Here is a 17,424-nt window from a genome sequence, read left to right as displayed (position 1 = left end):
GTTAACTGATTTTCTGGAACTCAAATCGGACACGTGATTTTGATTTGAGTTCATTACACACATTGCAAAAGTAACTCGCAGCACCGCATGCTTGCAGCTTCTCCAGCTCCGCCTCACAATCAGGGCAAAAACCTACTTTTTCAAAATCCGATTCACACTGTTCACAATGGTATTGTCCTGTCCATTCCAGTTCGACATTGCAAGTCGGGCAAATGTTCTGCTGCATATCCCGTTCCTCTCTCTAAACTAAGCAATTTCGAGTAACGCATGCTACTCAAAATAACGAACAAGTATGTTGATCTTCATCACCGCCCTAACAAGTTTCACGAGGCGATAACCATACTTGATACGTAGGATCTTATACTGATCGTCTGATATTTACTCCTTGATCAGCGATCACCCCTTAAAAGAATATTTATATAACCACACACCGAAAGCATAAGTTACATATTCTGCATTCGAATTCAAGGCAGAACAAAAAACCTTATAGGAATCTAATTAAACGAAAAATTAGAATTTAATAAAAAGATCTTATTCAGAAAGCAGTGTTTACATTGGTGTGCATTTCGATAGTTTGAGCGTCGAGCTCAACGAGTTTAACTTGGATAAAAGCAAACTCATTTAAATGGCTCGCATGCGTTCCACCACAAGGGATTACCGCTAATTGACCTTCCCCTAAATCGCACTTCCAATAGCGAGAGTCAGTTAATCTATCGCCGTGGCATTCCATGGTGATCATCGCATCTCTTTGAAGCCATTCAACCAGTTGGCCATTCACTTTTTCTGCAATCGCCTGGAGGTCATTCAGCATATCTGCACTGTTTAATCCTCTTTTACGGAGTGTTTTGCCTAAACGGTACGTATCGAGGCACTTGTCTGGAGTAACATAACTCGTAACTTGCGCATAGCTATTAAAGTCATAATAACCATGTGGGTCTTTGCGGTCTGCGTCTTTTCGCCAATAGTCTTCCGCTAGTACTTTATTCAACGCCAAATACGCTAAGTGTCCTGCAGTGTGGCCTCGGCTCAAAGCATTTTGATAGTCTTTATCTACCGCTAATATTACCAAGTCATTAATTGCAAGTGATTCCGTACGTGATAAAACATGCACGACGACAAACACCCAACCTTCAGCATCACGCTTTACAGGGATGTCACTACCCACATACAAAGCACCACTCTCCTGCTCCACTGCTCCAACTTGGCAATCTACCACGTCATGCTCAGCCCCATTCACCTTCAACGTTCCTTTGTCTGCAGGGTGATCCGGCCATATGTGACTAACGGGATGGAACGGCGTGACATCTGTAATAACGTAAGTCACTTCTTCCGTAGATTGAACGAGCTGTATTTGTGCTTCTAATTGCCATGTTTGATGACAAAAACGAGTCTTTGTTGCTGTGATAGTCATTTTTACGATTACTTTTGATAAAAAAATACCCAAGTAGAAACTTGGGTATTCGAATTTCATTATTTATTGCGGTTTTTCACCATCGACATCATACGCTTACGTTTACGCTCTTGTGATAGCGTAAGCTTATTCGTACGGTTCTCGTATGGGTTATCACTGTTGTGGAAGTTAATGCGAATCGGTGTTCCCATAATTTCCAGAGACTTACGGAAGTAGTTCATCAGATAACGTTTATACGAATCTGGCAATTCACGAACCATGTTACCGTGGATAACAACGATCGGTGGGTTGTAACCACCTGCGTGTGCGTATTTGAGTTTAATACGACGGCCACGAACCATTGGCGGTTGGTGATCATCCACAGCCATCTTCATGATACGAGTCAGTACTGAGGTACCTACACGTGTTGTCGCCGAGTTGTATGCTTCTTGGATAGATTCAAACAAATGACCAACGCCAGTACCGTGCAGCGCAGAGATAAAGTGGATACGCGCGAAATCGACGAATCCTAGACGGCGGTCCAGTTCTTTCTTCACGCTTTCTTTCACGTCACTGTCTAGGCCATCCCACTTGTTAACGGCGATGACAATTGAGCGGCCAGCATTCAGTGCAAAACCAAGCAAGCTTAGGTCTTGGTCTGAAATATTTTCACGTGCATCAATCACCAGTAGAACGACGTTTGCATCTTCTACCGCTTTCAGCGTCTTAACAACAGAGAACTTTTCAACCGTTTCATTGATACGACCACGACGGCGAACACCTGCGGTATCAATTAGTACGTATTCGCGTCCATCACGTTCCATCGGGATGTAGATAGAATCACGCGTTGTACCAGGCATATCGTATACAACTACACGTTCTTCACCCAGAATACGGTTAGTCAGTGTCGATTTACCTACGTTAGGACGACCGATGATCGCCAACTTAATCGGCTGCTCTTGAAGGCGCTTGAATTCAGCTTCTGCGTCTTCTTCAGTGTAATCTTCAACAAGAGGCTCTTCGTCTTCGAATCCAGTCAGGTCTTCAATCTCACCGTCTTCAGATTCACTTGTTAGTAGATCATCAAAGAATGGAGATAAAGCACGCTCAAGCAAAGCGGTCACACCACGGCCATGAGCGGCCGCAATCTGGTACATATCATCCACGCCGAGCTGCCAAAAATCAGCACACGCCGCATCGGCATCAATACCATCGATTTTGTTTACCACCAGCATCGCTGGCTTTTCAATTTTACGCAGATGCGCAGCAATTGCTGCATCTGAAGGAGTCAGACCAGCACGACCGTCAACAAGGAACAATACAACATCAGCCTCATCAATCGCGGCTAATGACTGTTCTGCCATCTTTGTTTCCACGCCTTCTTCTGTGCCATCAATACCGCCGGTATCAATCACAATGAATTCGTGCTCTTCACCAAGTCTCGCCTGGCCATACTTACGGTCTCGCGTTAGGCCTGGAAAGTCCGCAACCAACGCGTCACGAGTGCGAGTCAATCGGTTAAATAGTGTAGATTTACCTACGTTCGGACGCCCTACTAGAGCTACAACAGGTACCATAACAACCTCTACAATAATCTTTCTTCTGTAGTTATAGGTAACGACTTGCTCGATGCCAAATCAAACCAGCTTTTTACCTATAACCACGTCAGGGTTAATAAATTCAAACAACAAAACGGCTCCTAGCTGTCACCAGCCAGGAGCCGAATGTGAATTATATCACGATATTATTCGTTAATGGTTAGTTTCTTTACATCGCCGTTGCGAGTTGTAATCACATAACCATCCGACAATAACGTCGGGCCAACGGCCAAGCCGCTATCATCGATAAACTGCTGTGCAACAAATTCGCCCGTTGAGCGATCCATCCAGTGAAGGTAACCAAGCGTGTCACCGACAACGAGATAATTGCCGACAATAACTGGCGCTGTAAGTTGTCGGTGCTCAAGCAAGCTGTTTTCCCACAACTCAGTCCCACTTCGTGAATCAACGGCAACAACATGATCTTTTTCCGTTATCACAAAGATGCGGCTACCATCTGTAGAAATATCTGTTGCAGATGAGTAATTACGCTTCCAAATCGGGTTCGCTGAACGCAAGTCAATGGCTATAAGTTGGCCATTGTATCCAATGGTGAAAAGAGTACCGCCTAGCACAATTGGCGATGAATCAACGTCAACCAAACGATCAATTTCTGTCGCGCCTTTTGGCGTACCAACAGGCTGTTGCCAAATCAGCTGACCACGCTCAACGATAGCAGCTGCGAGTCGGCCATTTGCCGTTCCCCAAAATACACCGCCGCCAATTGCAGTCGGAGTACTATCGCCACGTAAAGTTAGGTTCGGCACTTCTGTACTCAATGCCCAGCGTTGCTCACCTGTACTCTCATTAAGGGCAATCAACATGCCTCGGCTAGTATTGATGATAATAAGGCCTGAATCTGCAACTGGCTTCGCCAGTACCTCACCACCAACTTTTACACGCCAAACAATTTCACCTGTTTCTTGGTCAAGAGAGATGACTTCACCATTCTCAGAGCCAATGTAAAGGTTTCCGTATGCTGCTGTGATACCACCAGAGAGACGAGCAATGACATCTTCTTCTAGGTCCGTTTGCCAACGTTGTTTACCGTTTTCAGGATCCAGCGCTTTTACTAAGCCATCGCGACTTGCCACGAACAATGTATCATTCGCAAATACAGGGGATAGCTTTGAAAAGTAATGACCAACACCATCGCCAACCGATGTACTCCACTCACTACTGGTTGTAAACTCACTGTCTACCTGAGGTAGTGGCGCCATTACAATGGTATCTTTCTCACCAGCACAACCGGCAAGAATTCCCACTGTTAACGCCCCTAACAAGGCTTTGTTAAAGACTCTTTTCATCCAATGCGGTCCTTATTTCGCCAGATCGTCCAATTTCATTTGTAGTGTCGGGCTTGCGTCTGCCGCTTGCTGAGCTTCAGTATACGCAGCGTATGCGGCATCTTTGTCACCTTGGCGAATCGCAATATCGCCACGAAGTTCAGCAATACGACCTGTCCATGCTGCATCAGTGACGTTACTTAGCTCTGCCGTTGCAGCGTCAAAGTTACCCATTTCCGTTTCAATGCGCGCAATACGGTAACTAATCAATGGTAACAGCGCAGCATCTTGAGTGTTGCTTTGCGCCCACTTCAATTGCTCTAATGCAGCAGAAAGATCTTGAGCTTCAACTTGTGCTTTAGCAAGTTGTAGCGCAGCCAATACTGAATATTCTTTTACTTCATTTGACTCAATGAAAGCTTTCACGTCAGCTTGAGCATCAGTACCTTTATCTTGCAAAGCATTCATTGCTGTCGTGTAGCTTTGAGAAGCTGCTTCACTCGCCTGAATCACAGAATCCTGGTAGTAACGCCAGCCAAATAAACCACCTAAGCCAACAACCGCACCGATGATGACGGCTTTGCCGTTTTCCTTCCACCAGTCTTTAATGGCTTCAACTTGTTGTTCTTCAGTATCGTAAAGTTCCACTTCCTGTCCTCTTAAAACATGTAAATGGCAGCTTAGCTGCCATTGTTCCTATTTCGTTTAAAGGCTCCACATTTGGGAGCCTTAGCTTACGAACTAGGATGTAATTTTGTTAGATTACTAAAAGACTTAAATCAGTGCTGCGATCTTTTCTGCAACTTCGGCTTGGTTGTAAGTCTCTTGCTCACCACCAGCCAAGTCTTTCAGTACTACGGTGTTATCCGCAACTTCGTTTTCGCCCAGAACCAATGCTACTACAGCACCAACTTTGTCTGCGCGTTTAAACTGTTTCTTGAAGTTACCACCACCGAAGTGATTCATCACACGAACGCCAGGGATGGACTCACGAAGCTGCTCTGCTAGCTTCATTCCTGCCATCATGGTGCCTTCGCCTGCTGTTACTACGTAAACATCCACACTGCGACGAACGTCTGTTAGTTCTAGTGTTTCTAGCATCAGAACAAGACGCTCTAGGCCCATTGCAAAGCCAACTGCTGGTGTTGGTTTACCACCTAATTGCTCTACAAGACCATCGTAACGACCACCGCCACAAACGGTGCCTTGAGCACCTAGGCTCTCAGTGATCCATTCAAATACCGTGCGGTTGTAGTAATCCAGACCACGAACTAGACGTTCGTTAACTGTGTATTCGATACCTGCGGCGTCTAAAAGTTCACATAGACCTGCGAAGTGTGCTTTAGATTCTTCACCTAAGTAATCTGAAAGGCGAGGTGCATCACCTAAAATAGCTTGAACGTCAGGGTTCTTCGTATCCAGAACACGCAGTGGGTTCGTGTGCATGCGACGCTTACAATCTTCGTCTAGCACATCGATATGTTGCTCAAGGAATGCAACGAGTGCTGTGCGGTAGTCTGCGCGATCTTCTTGAGAACCGATAGAGTTCAGCTCAAGACGAACATGTTCATTGATACCCAGTTCACGCCATAAGCGTGCCGTCATCATGATAAGTTCTGCATCAACGTCAGGACCGTTAAGGCCAAACACTTCGACACCACACTGGTGGAATTGACGGTAACGACCTTTCTGCGGACGCTCATGACGGAACATAGGCCCCATGTACCACAGACGCTGTTCGTCACGGTTGATCAGGCTGTTTTGAATACATGAACGTACACAACCCGCAGTACCTTCAGGGCGAAGTGTTAGGCTGTCTCCGTTACGATCATCAAAGGTGTACATTTCTTTTGAAACGACGTCTGTCTCTTCACCAACAGCGCGGCTGAATAGGTTTGTTTCTTCAACGATTGGCATGCGCACTTCGTTATAACCGTATGCGCTAATTACATTTTTCACTGTGTTTTCTAGTTTCTGCCACAGTGGAGACTGAGTTGGGAGGCAATCGTTCATGCCTCGAATTGCTTGAATTGTTTTTGCCACAATACTTACCGTAATTCTCGTTGAGATTAATCTTGTACTTTAACTTCAATGCGGTTTTCGCCATTCATCATGGCTGCTTTCGCACGGATCTTAGCTTCTAGCTGATTCACAAGGTCATCGTTATCAAAGCGTTCTTTCTGGCGTTTACCATCTTCGTAGAATGCGCTCTTCTTGTTACTGCCTGCTAGACCTAAGTGAGAAACTTCTGCTTCACCAGGGCCGTTTACCACACAACCGATGATAGACACATCCATTGGCGTGATGATGTCTTCTAAACGCTGCTCAAGTGCGTTCACCGTGCCAATCACATCAAATTCTTGGCGCGAGCAACTTGGGCAAGCAATAAAGTTGATGCCTCGAGAGCGAATACGCAGAGATTTAAGAATGTCGAAACCGACTTTGATTTCTTCAACTGGATCGGCAGCCAAAGAGATACGCAGCGTATCGCCGATCCCTTCAGACAACAGCATACCTAAGCCAACAGATGACTTAACAGCACCAGCACGAGCACCACCCGCTTCTGTAATACCCAAGTGAAGAGGCTGATCGATTTTCTTCGCTAGCAGACGGTATGAATCCACCGCAAGGAAGACGTCTGAAGCTTTCACGCTAACTTTAAATTGGTCAAAGTTAAGACGATCGAGATGATCTACGTGACGCATCGCCGATTCAACTAAAGCTTCTGGCGTTGGTTCGCCGTATTTCATCTGTAAATCTTTTTCCAAAGATCCACCGTTGACACCAATACGGATTGGGATGTTTTTATCGCGAGCACAGTCAACAACAGCGCGAATGCGCTCTTCATTGCCAATGTTACCTGGGTTGATGCGTAAACAGTCAACACCGTACTCCGCCACTTTCAGCGCGATACGATAGTCGAAATGAATATCAGCCACTAATGGTACAGAAACTTGCTGTTTAATCAGTTTGAAAGCTTCTGCTGCGTCCATGGTAGGTACAGAAACTCGAACGATATCTGCACCGACTTTTTCTAGTGCTCGGATTTGAGCGACTGTCGCTTCTACGTCAGTCGTGCGAGTGTTAGTCATTGACTGTACGGCAATTGGCGCACCATCACCAATTGGCACATCACCCACATAAATACGCGTCGATTTACGACGAATAATTGGAGATTCGTGTTGCATAATTTTTTATAACGGTAGAGTGAATCTAGCTACTTTGCCTGAAGTATACCCAGAAAGGTCGACAGGTTCACTTGCAAATGTCATTGTAACCCCTTCCGGTGCGCCTAATATCACTTTAAACGGCGCTTTTCCGGTAAGTTCTACATCTTGTCCTGGTTTATGAGTACCACTTACCAGCGTTTTACCATTGGTGTCTTTTACTTGAATCCAACAGTCCGCTTTAAACTTCATAGTAAGAAGTGTCATGCCTTCAGGTACGACTGGCGCAGGCTGTTCCTCTTCCGCAGTTTCAATCACGGCAACAGGTTCTTCAGAATCTACGCTTGTTGTATTTTCAGTTTCAGCAAGCAGAGGATCGCTACCCTGCTCGACTGGTACTTCACTCGTTTCAACAACATCGTTACTTGTTGAAACAACGTCTTCAGGAGTACTTGCGATTAACTCCTCAGCCGTCATTAAATCGATATCAGCTAACTCTTGCGCTGTGGGCTTCGGCGCTTCAACACTTGAATCCGTAACTTCCTTCGTTAGGCTATTCTCTTGCTGGTTTTGCCACCACCAAGCTGCAGAAATACCAATAATGACCAACCCGATAACCCAAGTCAGGAGCATGATACGGCTATTGTGCTTCTCATCTTTTGTTTTGCGAGAGAAGCTCTGCATTTCAATTTCTTGCTCTTGCGGCTGTACATCTGCTGTCTGCTCTAACGCAGTCAAAACCATCTTCTCATCAAGGCCCACGAACTTCGCGTAAGAACGCAAGTAACCACGCGTAAATGTCGCAACTTGTTGAGACTCAAATCGGTTATTTTCAATATCTTCAATAACAGAAACGCGAAGCCTCAGGCGATCAGCAACTTGCTTTTGACTCATCCCAAGAGATTCGCGTTTGTTTTTCAGTAATGTGCCAGCTTCAATAGAAAGTGGCACTTCATTCGTATTTTCGTGTTCTGTCATAATGGTGGTATTTAATCTGTTTTAGTGGCTAACGTGGTTATGTATTTTCGTTATTGTTCTTAAGCCTCTTTAAAAGATAGCTAGCCTAAACGCGTTAACCAAAATAATAATTTTAAGAAACTCTCAGCGATTTGAGTGTGAATACCCGTTTTGCAAAAATCAGCAAAGCGTATGTGAGAAAATGCTGAGAATTATCGGTGTCATCGTTAATGTCACATATCATGATAAGCGAATGTGTAACGAAGACAAAAACTCTTTACACTCAAACTAACAGATAGCTCAAGCTTTTGTCCAAACTTTGACAAAGGAATTCGAAATTATACCCAAATAACCTCGAGTTGGAGAGTTGTCGTCATAAATCTTGGCAGAAATGCCCTTATCGCTAAACAAAATAGCCAGAGCAAATGGCTCTGGCTATTTTTGAATTCCGGTCGTTTATACCGCTTTTACTTCAATGGTATCAGCACCGCGCGACGCTTTTAACATTGCAGTACGTTTAGTTCGGTCAATCACATCACCGACTAACTGACCACACGCCGCATCAATGTCATCGCCACGAGTCTTACGAACCGTTACTGTATGCTCATATTGCATCAATGTTTTTTGGAAGCGATCGATACGTGAGTTACTTGGTTTCTTGTAAGGTGACCCTGGGTACGGGTTAAACGGAATCAAGTTAATCTTACATGGTGTGTCTTTCATCAGCTCAGCCAGTTCACGAGCATGGTCCATGTCATCATTCACATGATCAAGAAGTACGTACTCAACCGTTACCTTACCGCGGTTTGCATTCGATGAAGCGATGTAACGACGAACTGATGCTAGGAAATCTTGAATATCCCAACGATCGTTAATTGGCATGATTTCACTACGCAGCTTATCGTTTGGCGCATGAAGGGAAATTGCCAACGCGACGTCGATTTTGCCTGTCATCTGATCAAGACCAGAAACCACACCTGATGTAGATACAGTCACACGACGTTTTGACAAACCAAAGCCAAGGTCGTCCAGCATTAGCTCTAATGCCGGGATCAAGTTCTTCATGTTTAGAAGCGGTTCACCCATCCCCATCATCACGACGTTCGTAATTGGGCGGCGACCTGTTTCTTTCTCAAGACCAATTTCACGTGCAGCACGCCACACCTGACCGATGATCTCTGAAACTTTCAAGTTACGGTTAAAGCCCTGCTGTGCTGTTGAGCAGAACTTACATTCCAACGCACAACCTACTTGAGAAGACACACAAAGCGTTGCACGATCATCTTCTGGAATGTAAACCGTCTCTACATCCTGATCACCAACGTTCATCGCCCACTTGATCGTACCATCAGAAGAGTGCTGAGCTTCTGCGACTGTTGGTGCCTTGATTTCGCACTTGTGTAAAAGCTTTTCGCGCAGCTTCTTGTTAATATTTGTCATTTTTTCGAAGTCATCTACACCGAAATGGTAGATCCACTTCATAACCTGATCGGCACGAAACGCTTTCTCGCCGAGTTCTTCTGCGAAAAACTGACGCATGCCTTTGCGATCAAAGTCGAGTAGATTGATTTTTTCAGTGGTCATGTTGCCTCTCAATGACTGAAACAAGAATAAGGGCGCGAATTGTACAGCCTTTATGCAGCCACAACAAGGGGTGTAAAACCCTGAGTTTGCTAAGGCATTAAAATCAAAATGATTAAATTTTAAGCACCTCTTGCGCTATAAGTGGCTATTACACTATCAAAAGTAAAAGCGTAGAAATCGTAAAGGGAAAAGACTAAAAATAACTCACGTTACTGGGCTTTAAAGCCCATTATATAGTCAGACTAGTTCGCGTATAAGAGATCACTTATGCAGTCAACATTGCCACTCAACTCAGGTATATGAAATGAAAAAGCCTCGGAAAGTTCCGAGGCTTTTCTGTATCAGACCATCACTAACAAGTGAAGTATCACCCCTAATTAGCGAGAGAAAACCTCTGACTCAGGGAAGAAAAACTCAATTTCACGCGCTGCAGATTCAGGGCTATCGGAACCATGAACTGAATTGTGACGCATGCTAAGTGCGTAATCAGCACGCAAAGTGCCGCATGCCGCTTCCTCTGGGTTAGTTTTACCCATCAGTTCACGGTAACGTGCAATCGCATTTTCACCTTCCAGTACCTGAACCATAATAGGACCAGATGTCATGAACTCTTTTAATGGAGGGAAAAACTCTTTGCCTTCATGCTCTGCATAAAAACCGCTTGCCTGATCTTCAGTCAGGTGAACCATTTTAGCAGCGACAATACGTAGGCCAGCCTTTTCAATACGGTTATAGATTTCACCAATTAGGTTTCGCTCTACCGCATCCGGCTTAATGATTGAAAATGTTCTTTCTAGAGCCATAAAGTTTCCTTTCTGTACTTGTAATAATAGTTGTGTTTTTAAAGTGACTTATTGGGTAAGAGCAGCACTCAAGCAAGAGAGTGCTGCAATCAATCTTATTTAACAGCTTGCTCATTGAGGAAACGAGCAAGTGTACGAACGCCCATACCCGTAGCTCCCGCAGCCCATTTATCAGACGCGGCTTTACGGTATGTACCCGCACAGTCGAAGTGCAACCAGCCTTTTTTGTAGTCTTCTACGAAGTAAGACAAGAATGCAGCTGCTGTGCTTGCACCCGGAGAGTAGTCGCCAGAACTGATATTCGATAGGTCAGCAAAGTTTGACGGCAGCATTCCACGGTGGAAGTCAGCAAGTGGTAGCGGCCATAAACCTTCTTTTTCTTGGTTTGCCGCAGTGAGCGCTTGATGCGATAACTCGTCATCGAAACTCATTAGTGCGTGGTAATCATTACCCAACGCATTCTTCGCCGCACCTGTTAGTGTTGCACAATCAATGATTAACTCAGGTTTTTGCTCACTAGCGTAGATAAGACCATCAGCAAGCACTAAACGACCTTCTGCATCGGTGTTCATGATTTCAACGGTTTTACCGTTTTTGTAGGTGATGATGTCGCCAAGCTTGAGTGCGCGACCAGAAACCATGTTCTCTGCACAACAAAGGATCAGTTTTACACGCTTGTTCAAACCACGAAGAATCGCAAGTGCAAGACCACCGGTGATGGTGCCTGAGCCACCCATGTCTGCTTTCATTGCGCTCATGAAGTTAGAAGGCTTCAAACTGTAACCACCCGAATCAAAGGTGATACCTTTACCGACAAGACACGCGAATATTGGTGCGTTCTCGTCACCTGTCGGGTTGTAGTCTAGCTGAAGCATCGCAGAAGTACGCTCAGAACCACGGCCTACGGCGTAAATGCCTTCCCAACCTTCTGCCAACAAGTCTTTGTCTTTGACGATACGAGCTGTCACTGTGCCTTTAGGCGCAACAGATTTGATGAATTCAGCGGCCATTGTCGCTAGCTGACGAGGGGCAACTTCTTCTGCGGTTTTATTGATGATATCTCGGGTAAAATCAGTCGCAGTAATACGCGCTTGAAGCTCTGCTTGATCTTCTTCAGACAATGCAGACCACTCAACTGAGCCATGTTTTTTGGGGTTACGGTAACCTTGGTGGAAAGCCCAAACGCTCTCTAAATCCCAGTTATCACCGGAAAGAAAAATAGAACGAATTCCTTGGCCATCTAGCTGACGAGCTGCACGTTGAATTGCACCAAGATCGTGACCTTCACCTAAATGAATGGTTGCGCCGTTTTCAGCGAATGAAAGCAGTGCTTTTTCACCCCAATGTGGTGCTGCCGACTCTTGACTTAAAAATACAGACATCTGTGTAGACATGGTTTCTCCTTGTCTTATAGCAGCGTTGCCTACGCTGCTTCTTTTTAATAACTCACGGATGTTAGCATTATGTAGGGCAAAAATGTCAATTGGATAAAAAAACGGACCTAAAGGTCCGCTTTTTTTAGTAAGAATTGTTAACTAGGCTGTGTTTTACAGACTTAGTCTGCTTCATCCATCCAGCACATGATAACGGCTTCCAGAATCTTTTCGTTACAATGGTTTGGGTCATCTTCAAACTCATCTAACTCCATGATCCATTGATGAAGATCGGTAAAACGCACCGTTTGCGGATCAACATCTGGAAACTTGTCACAAAGTTCAATCGCGATATCGCGAGAATCTGTCCATTTCATTGCTCATCTTCCTTTTGCTTCTTCCCTATATTGGGAAGATAGTTTTAGTGATCTTCTGAAGCGTGGTTTAGCGTGTACTTAGGAATTTCTACCACTAAGTCTTCATCAGCAATTTTCGCCTGACACCCTAGACGTGATTCAGGCTCTAGACCCCACGCTTTATCCAGCATGTCGTCTTCCAGCTCTTCACTTTCTTCTAGCGAATCAAAACCTTCACGGATGATCACGTGGCAGGTGGTACAAGCACATGATTTTTCACACGCATGTTCAATACCGATACCATTTTTTAGCGCTACGTCCAGAACGGTTTCACCAGTGTTTGCTTCCAACACTGCGCCTTCTGGGCACAAATCGTCGTGTGGTAATACAATAATCTTAGGCATAACTACTTATCTCTTATATATCGTCTACTGATTGACCTGACAGCGCAGCTCGAATCGATTTATCCATACGGCGCGATGCGAAATCTTGGCTCGCTTTATCGGTATCTTTAATGCCTTGCTCAATCGCATCGGCATCATCACCATTACGCAGCTCAATCAAGGCTTCGATGGCTTTTATCAGGTCTTGTTTCTCTTGTTCTGATAGTAGTTCGTCACCATCAGCTTGCATGGCTGCAATCAAGCCTTCTATCACACGGTCGGCCTCAACACGCTGCTCAGCTAGCGCACGAGCTTGCATGTCTTCTTTAGCGTGCGTCATTGAATCACGCAGCATATCCGCCACTTCATTATCGCTTAACCCGTAAGAAGGTTTTACTTGAATCTCTGACTGAACACCGGTGCTCTTTTCCATTGCCGTAACAGAAAGAAGACCGTCAGCGTCTACTTGGTAAGTCACACGAATATGTGCCGCACCCGCCGCCATCGGTGGAATGCCTTTCAATGAGAAACGAGCCAGTGAACGACAATCATCAACCATTTCACGCTCACCTTGTACCACATGAACACTCATGGCCGTTTGGCCATCTTTGAATGTGGTAAATTCTTGCGCACGCGCAACAGGAATCGTGGTATTGCGAGGGATGATCTTCTCAACCAAACCACCCATGGTTTCAATACCAAGCGACAGTGGGATCACGTCAAGAAGTAACATTTCTGAATCAGGCTTGTTACCCGCTAGAATGTCGGCTTGGATACCCGCGCCGATTGCGACAACTTCATCAGGATTAATGCTTGTTAGCGGTGTGCGGCCAAAAAACTCGCCTACCATTTCACGAACCAGCAATGTGCGTGTTGAACCACCAACCATGACAACTTCGAGTACTTCGTCTGCATTAACATCAGCATCTTTTAATGCACGACGACAAGACATTAGTGTTTTCTTCACTAATGGGCGAATCAGATCTTCGAACTGCTCACGAGTAACGGTGCCCTTCCAGCCAAACACGTCAACATCAACGCTGTCTTGCTCAGAGAAAGCAATCTTAGTCGCAGTAGCAATGTTCAGTAGCGTACGGTTTTTTTCAGCAGAAAGTGGGGCTTCGAGACCCGCTTGCTCCATTAGGTAATCCGCTAACAGATGGTCAAAGTCATCACCGCCTAACGCAGAGTCACCACCTGTTGCTAATACTTCAAATACGCCTTTCGACAAACGTAGGATAGAGATATCAAATGTACCGCCACCTAGGTCATAAACCGCAATCACCCCTTCTTGGCCTGAGTCTAGACCATAAGCAATTGCCGCGGCAGTTGGTTCGTTCAGAAGACGGAGCACATGAAGGCCAGCTAATTTCGCGGCATCTTTCGTACCTGCACGCTGAGCATCATCAAAGTAAGCAGGAACAGTGATCACAACACCCGCTAACTCACCACCTAACGTTTCTTCTGCTCGCTTACCTAGCGCTTTTAGAATGTCCGCAGATACTTCAATCGGGTTTTTGTCACCTTGAGGCGTTTGCAGGATCGGAAGACCATTTTCACTCTCTCTAAAACGATAAGGAAGTGAAGAGTAACGGGACTGAATGTCCTTTAATGAACGACCGATCAAACGTTTTACAGAGATAATAGTGTTCTCTGGTTCAAGCTCTGCTTTGGCTTTGGCTTCGTGGCCAACCGTTAACGTTTCCTCTGTGTAATTAACGACTGAAGGTAAAATAGTACGGCCCTGCTCGTCCGCAAGTGGAGTTGCATCGCCGCTACGTACAGAAGCAACCAAAGAGTTGGTAGTACCTAAGTCGATACCCGCTGCTAACTTATGCTCATGAGGTGCCGAGCTTTGGCCCGGTTCTGCGATTTGAAGTAGTGCCATGATAGGTCCTTGTCACGCTAACTAGCCGAGGAGTTTGTCTTCGACTAGTTCAATTTCGTTCTTTAGTTTGGCAATGAATTTTAGCTTACGAACTCGGTCTGCGGCTTCAGCCCAAAGACCATCATCAAGCTCTTGCTCGACGCTTGCCAGATGCTGTTTGTACATTTTGCTGACCTTAGAATCGAAGTCAAAAAGCGCCGATTCAGGATCGGTGCTGTCAGCAATTTCTTCCAGTTCTTCGCGCAGCTCCATTTGCTCCATTAAGAACATTGGATCTTGCATTGTCTGCTGTTCACCTCGGATCTCAACTCCCTGCTCTGCGAGGATGTACTCGGCACGGGAGATAGGATTTTTCAGAACTTGATAGGCATCGTTGATTTGCGCTGCCTTTTGCACCGCCATCAAACGGTCACGTTCAGATCCCGTTGCAAAGTTATCCGGGTGGAAGCGTTTTTGTAGTTCTCGGAACTGAGAAGAAAGAAGGCTACCATCCAGCTTAAACTGACTTGGTAGCCCAAATAATTCAAAGTGATTCATTAAGTTCGGGTCCTAGTAAAGCCTTCCGGACTCGCTTGCCCAGAAGGACAATCAATTAGACGTTGAAGCTTTCACCACAACCACATTCACTTTTCGCGTTAGGGTTGTTGAATTCAAAACCTTCATTCAACCCTTCTTTCACGTAATCCAACTCGGTACCATCTAGGTACACTAAGCTTTTTTTGTCGATAATGATTTTCACTCCAGAGAGTTCAAAAACTTCATCTTCTTCGTTAAGCTCATCAACAAACTCAAGTACATATGCCATGCCTGAACAACCAGTCGTCTTCACTCCAAGACGTAAACCGATACCTTTGCCTCGGTTATCTAGGAATGCTCTTACGCGACTTGCCGCTGATTCTGTCATTGTGATGGCCATACTGCACCTTAGTCTGTCTAAATTTCGATTGGAATGGGAGCGTCAAAGCTCCCATTATATTACGGAATAATTATTCTTGGTGTTTTTTCTTGTAGTCTGCAACCGCTGCTTTGATTGCATCTTCAGCAAGAATTGAACAGTGAACTTTCACTGGTGGAAGCTCTAGCTCTTCAGCAATTTCAGAGTTTTTAATTGCTGCTGCTTCATCAACTGACTTGCCTTTTACCCACTCAGTTACTAGTGAGCTTGATGCGATTGCACTACCACAACCGTATGTTTTGAACTTCGCATCTTCGATGATACCTTCCGGTGTCACTTTGATTTGAAGCTTCATTACGTCACCACAAGCTGGAGCGCCAACCATGCCGCTACCTACTGATGGGTCTTCTTTATCGAATGAACCAACGTTACGTGGGTTCTCGTAGTGATCAATTACTTTTTCGCTGTATGCCATGATAAATTACCTCGAATCCTCTATTTCAATCCCTGAGATTAATGGTGAGCCCATTCAACAGTGCTCAAATCAATCCCTTCTTTGTACATATCCCATAGAGGAGACATGTCGCGTAGCTTAGTCACTGCAACGCGGATTTGTTCAATTGCGTAATCAATTTCTTCTTCAGTCGTGAAACGACCAAACGAGAAACGAACCGAGCTGTGAGCCAATTCATCATCCATGCCTAGGGCACGAAGAACGTAAGAAGGCTCAAGGCTTGCAGACGTACAAGCACTACCAGAAGATACCGCTAGATCTTTAAGCGACATTAGTAGTGACTCACCTTCTACGAATGCGAAGCTGATGTTTAGGTTGTGTGGTACACGTTGCTCAAGGTCACCGTTTACCGTCACTGCTTCTAAGTCTTTCACGCCATCAAAAAGACGGTTACGAAGCGCTAAAGCGTGATCGTAATCTTTTTGCATGTCTTCTTTTGCAATGCGGAATGCTTCACCCATACCAACGATTTGGTGAGTAGGAAGTGTACCAGAGCGGAAACCACGCTCATGGCCGCCACCGTGCATTTGCGCTTCAAGACGAATACGAGGCTTACGACGAACGTAAAGTGCACCGATGCCTTTAGGGCCATAAACTTTGTGAGCAGAAAGCGAAATTAGGTCAACTTTCATCTCTTGAACGTCGATTGGTAATTTACCTGCAGATTGCGCTGCATCCACGTGGAAAACAATTTTACGCTCACGACACAATTCGCCGATCGCAGTAATGTCTTGAACCACACCAATCTCGTTGTTTACGTGCATAATAGACACAAGCACTGTGTCATCACGCATTGCCGCTTTAAGCTTCTCTAGATCGATCAAGCCATTTGATTCTGGCTCAAGGTAAGTCACTTCAAAGCCTTCACGCTCAAGTTGACGACATGGGTCAAGAACGGCTTTGTGCTCTGTTTTACAAGTGATTACGTGCTTACCTTTCTTCGAGTAAAAGTGCGCTGCACCTTTAATCGCAAGGTTGTCTGATTCTGTCGCACCAGATGTAAATACGATTTCGCGAGGATCTGCATTTAGAAGGTCAGCAATTTGCTCACGAGCAGTATCGACCGCTTCTTCTGCCTGCCAGCCGTAACGGTGCGAACGTGACGCTGGGTTGCCAAATGTGCCATCCATTGTCATGTACTGAACCATTTTTTCAGCAACACGTGGATCAACTGGACATGTAGCGGAATAATCAAGATAAATCGGCAGTTTCATTCTCTACTCCAATGTA

Annotated in this window: 18 protein-coding genes; all 18 read right to left on the bottom strand. The window is 45.3% G+C overall.

The genetic code is table 11. From position 1 onward, the window contains the following. Position 1: 1 nt before the first annotated feature. The 18 genes from ACWYVB_RS16830 to ACWYVB_RS16745 all read right to left on the bottom strand — a co-directional run bounded on the left by ACWYVB_RS16830 (position 2) and on the right by ACWYVB_RS16745 (position 17,408). On the bottom strand, positions 2–226 hold the full coding sequence (locus tag ACWYVB_RS16830; protein ID WP_053808712.1) for a zinc ribbon domain-containing protein: 225 nt from the start codon (positions 224–226) through the stop codon (positions 2–4). A gap of 309 nt (positions 227–535) precedes the next feature. Beyond that, the gene (locus tag ACWYVB_RS16825) at positions 536–1,411 is read right to left on the bottom strand and encodes an alanyl-tRNA editing protein (RefSeq protein WP_053808754.1); all 876 of its coding nucleotides are present in this window, start codon (positions 1,409–1,411) and stop codon (positions 536–538) included. Between the two features lie 59 nt (positions 1,412–1,470). Next, positions 1,471–2,967, bottom strand: a complete 1,497-nt coding sequence (gene der / locus ACWYVB_RS16820; RefSeq protein WP_046874335.1) for a ribosome biogenesis GTPase Der — start codon at positions 2,965–2,967, stop codon at positions 1,471–1,473. A gap of 167 nt (positions 2,968–3,134) precedes the next feature. Next, the gene (gene bamB, locus ACWYVB_RS16815) at positions 3,135–4,295 is read right to left on the bottom strand and encodes an outer membrane protein assembly factor BamB (protein WP_074190949.1); all 1,161 of its coding nucleotides are present in this window, start codon (positions 4,293–4,295) and stop codon (positions 3,135–3,137) included. A 12-nt stretch (positions 4,296–4,307) separates the two neighbouring features. After that, positions 4,308–4,922, bottom strand: a complete 615-nt coding sequence (locus ACWYVB_RS16810) for a YfgM family protein (protein ID WP_005391529.1) — start codon at positions 4,920–4,922, stop codon at positions 4,308–4,310. A gap of 126 nt (positions 4,923–5,048) precedes the next feature. Further along, complete coding sequence (gene hisS / locus ACWYVB_RS16805; RefSeq protein ID WP_046874336.1) at positions 5,049–6,317, bottom strand: histidine--tRNA ligase; 1,269 nt, start codon at positions 6,315–6,317, stop codon at positions 5,049–5,051. Between the two features lie 26 nt (positions 6,318–6,343). Then, a complete protein-coding gene (gene ispG / locus ACWYVB_RS16800; protein ID WP_005391537.1) occupies positions 6,344–7,462 on the bottom strand; it encodes a flavodoxin-dependent (E)-4-hydroxy-3-methylbut-2-enyl-diphosphate synthase in 1,119 nt (372 codons plus the stop codon). Between the two features lie 6 nt (positions 7,463–7,468). After that, positions 7,469–8,419, bottom strand: coding sequence for a cytoskeleton protein RodZ (gene rodZ / locus ACWYVB_RS16795; protein ID WP_074190947.1), 951 nt, complete (start codon positions 8,417–8,419; stop codon positions 7,469–7,471). Positions 8,420–8,854: 435 nt separating this feature from the next. Further along, entirely contained in the window at positions 8,855–9,982 is a 1,128-nt protein-coding gene (locus ACWYVB_RS16790) for a bifunctional tRNA (adenosine(37)-C2)-methyltransferase TrmG/ribosomal RNA large subunit methyltransferase RlmN (protein WP_005391540.1), read from the bottom strand. 377 nt (positions 9,983–10,359) lie between these two features. After that, positions 10,360–10,785: a nucleoside-diphosphate kinase gene (gene ndk / locus ACWYVB_RS16785; protein ID WP_005391542.1), complete on the bottom strand. Its 426-nt coding sequence runs from the start codon at positions 10,783–10,785 to the stop codon at positions 10,360–10,362. A 95-nt stretch (positions 10,786–10,880) separates the two neighbouring features. Beyond that, positions 10,881–12,179, bottom strand: coding sequence for an aminopeptidase PepB (gene pepB / locus ACWYVB_RS16780; protein ID WP_048626046.1), 1,299 nt, complete (start codon positions 12,177–12,179; stop codon positions 10,881–10,883). Positions 12,180–12,340: 161 nt separating this feature from the next. Beyond that, positions 12,341–12,535 (bottom strand): Fe-S cluster assembly protein IscX, encoded by a 195-nt coding sequence (iscX, locus tag ACWYVB_RS16775; protein ID WP_005391546.1) that lies wholly within the window; start codon positions 12,533–12,535, stop codon positions 12,341–12,343. A gap of 44 nt (positions 12,536–12,579) precedes the next feature. Further along, entirely contained in the window at positions 12,580–12,918 is a 339-nt protein-coding gene (gene fdx / locus ACWYVB_RS16770) for an ISC system 2Fe-2S type ferredoxin (protein WP_005391548.1), read from the bottom strand. Between the two features lie 13 nt (positions 12,919–12,931). After that, positions 12,932–14,785, bottom strand: coding sequence for a Fe-S protein assembly chaperone HscA (gene hscA / locus ACWYVB_RS16765; RefSeq protein WP_046874339.1), 1,854 nt, complete (start codon positions 14,783–14,785; stop codon positions 12,932–12,934). A gap of 21 nt (positions 14,786–14,806) precedes the next feature. Continuing rightward, positions 14,807–15,322, bottom strand: a complete 516-nt coding sequence (hscB, locus tag ACWYVB_RS16760) for a co-chaperone HscB (RefSeq protein WP_012842113.1) — start codon at positions 15,320–15,322, stop codon at positions 14,807–14,809. A 55-nt stretch (positions 15,323–15,377) separates the two neighbouring features. After that, the gene (gene iscA / locus ACWYVB_RS16755) at positions 15,378–15,701 is read right to left on the bottom strand and encodes an iron-sulfur cluster assembly protein IscA (RefSeq protein WP_005391554.1); all 324 of its coding nucleotides are present in this window, start codon (positions 15,699–15,701) and stop codon (positions 15,378–15,380) included. Between the two features lie 70 nt (positions 15,702–15,771). Then, a complete protein-coding gene (gene iscU, locus ACWYVB_RS16750; protein WP_005381718.1) occupies positions 15,772–16,155 on the bottom strand; it encodes a Fe-S cluster assembly scaffold IscU in 384 nt (127 codons plus the stop codon). 38 nt (positions 16,156–16,193) lie between these two features. Beyond that, on the bottom strand, positions 16,194–17,408 hold the full coding sequence (locus ACWYVB_RS16745) for an IscS subfamily cysteine desulfurase (protein WP_005391556.1): 1,215 nt from the start codon (positions 17,406–17,408) through the stop codon (positions 16,194–16,196). Between the last annotated feature and the right edge of the window lie 16 nt (positions 17,409–17,424).

The organism is Vibrio sp. JZG10 (assembly GCF_054064075.1).
This window is presented reverse-complemented; position numbering and strand designations above follow the sequence as displayed.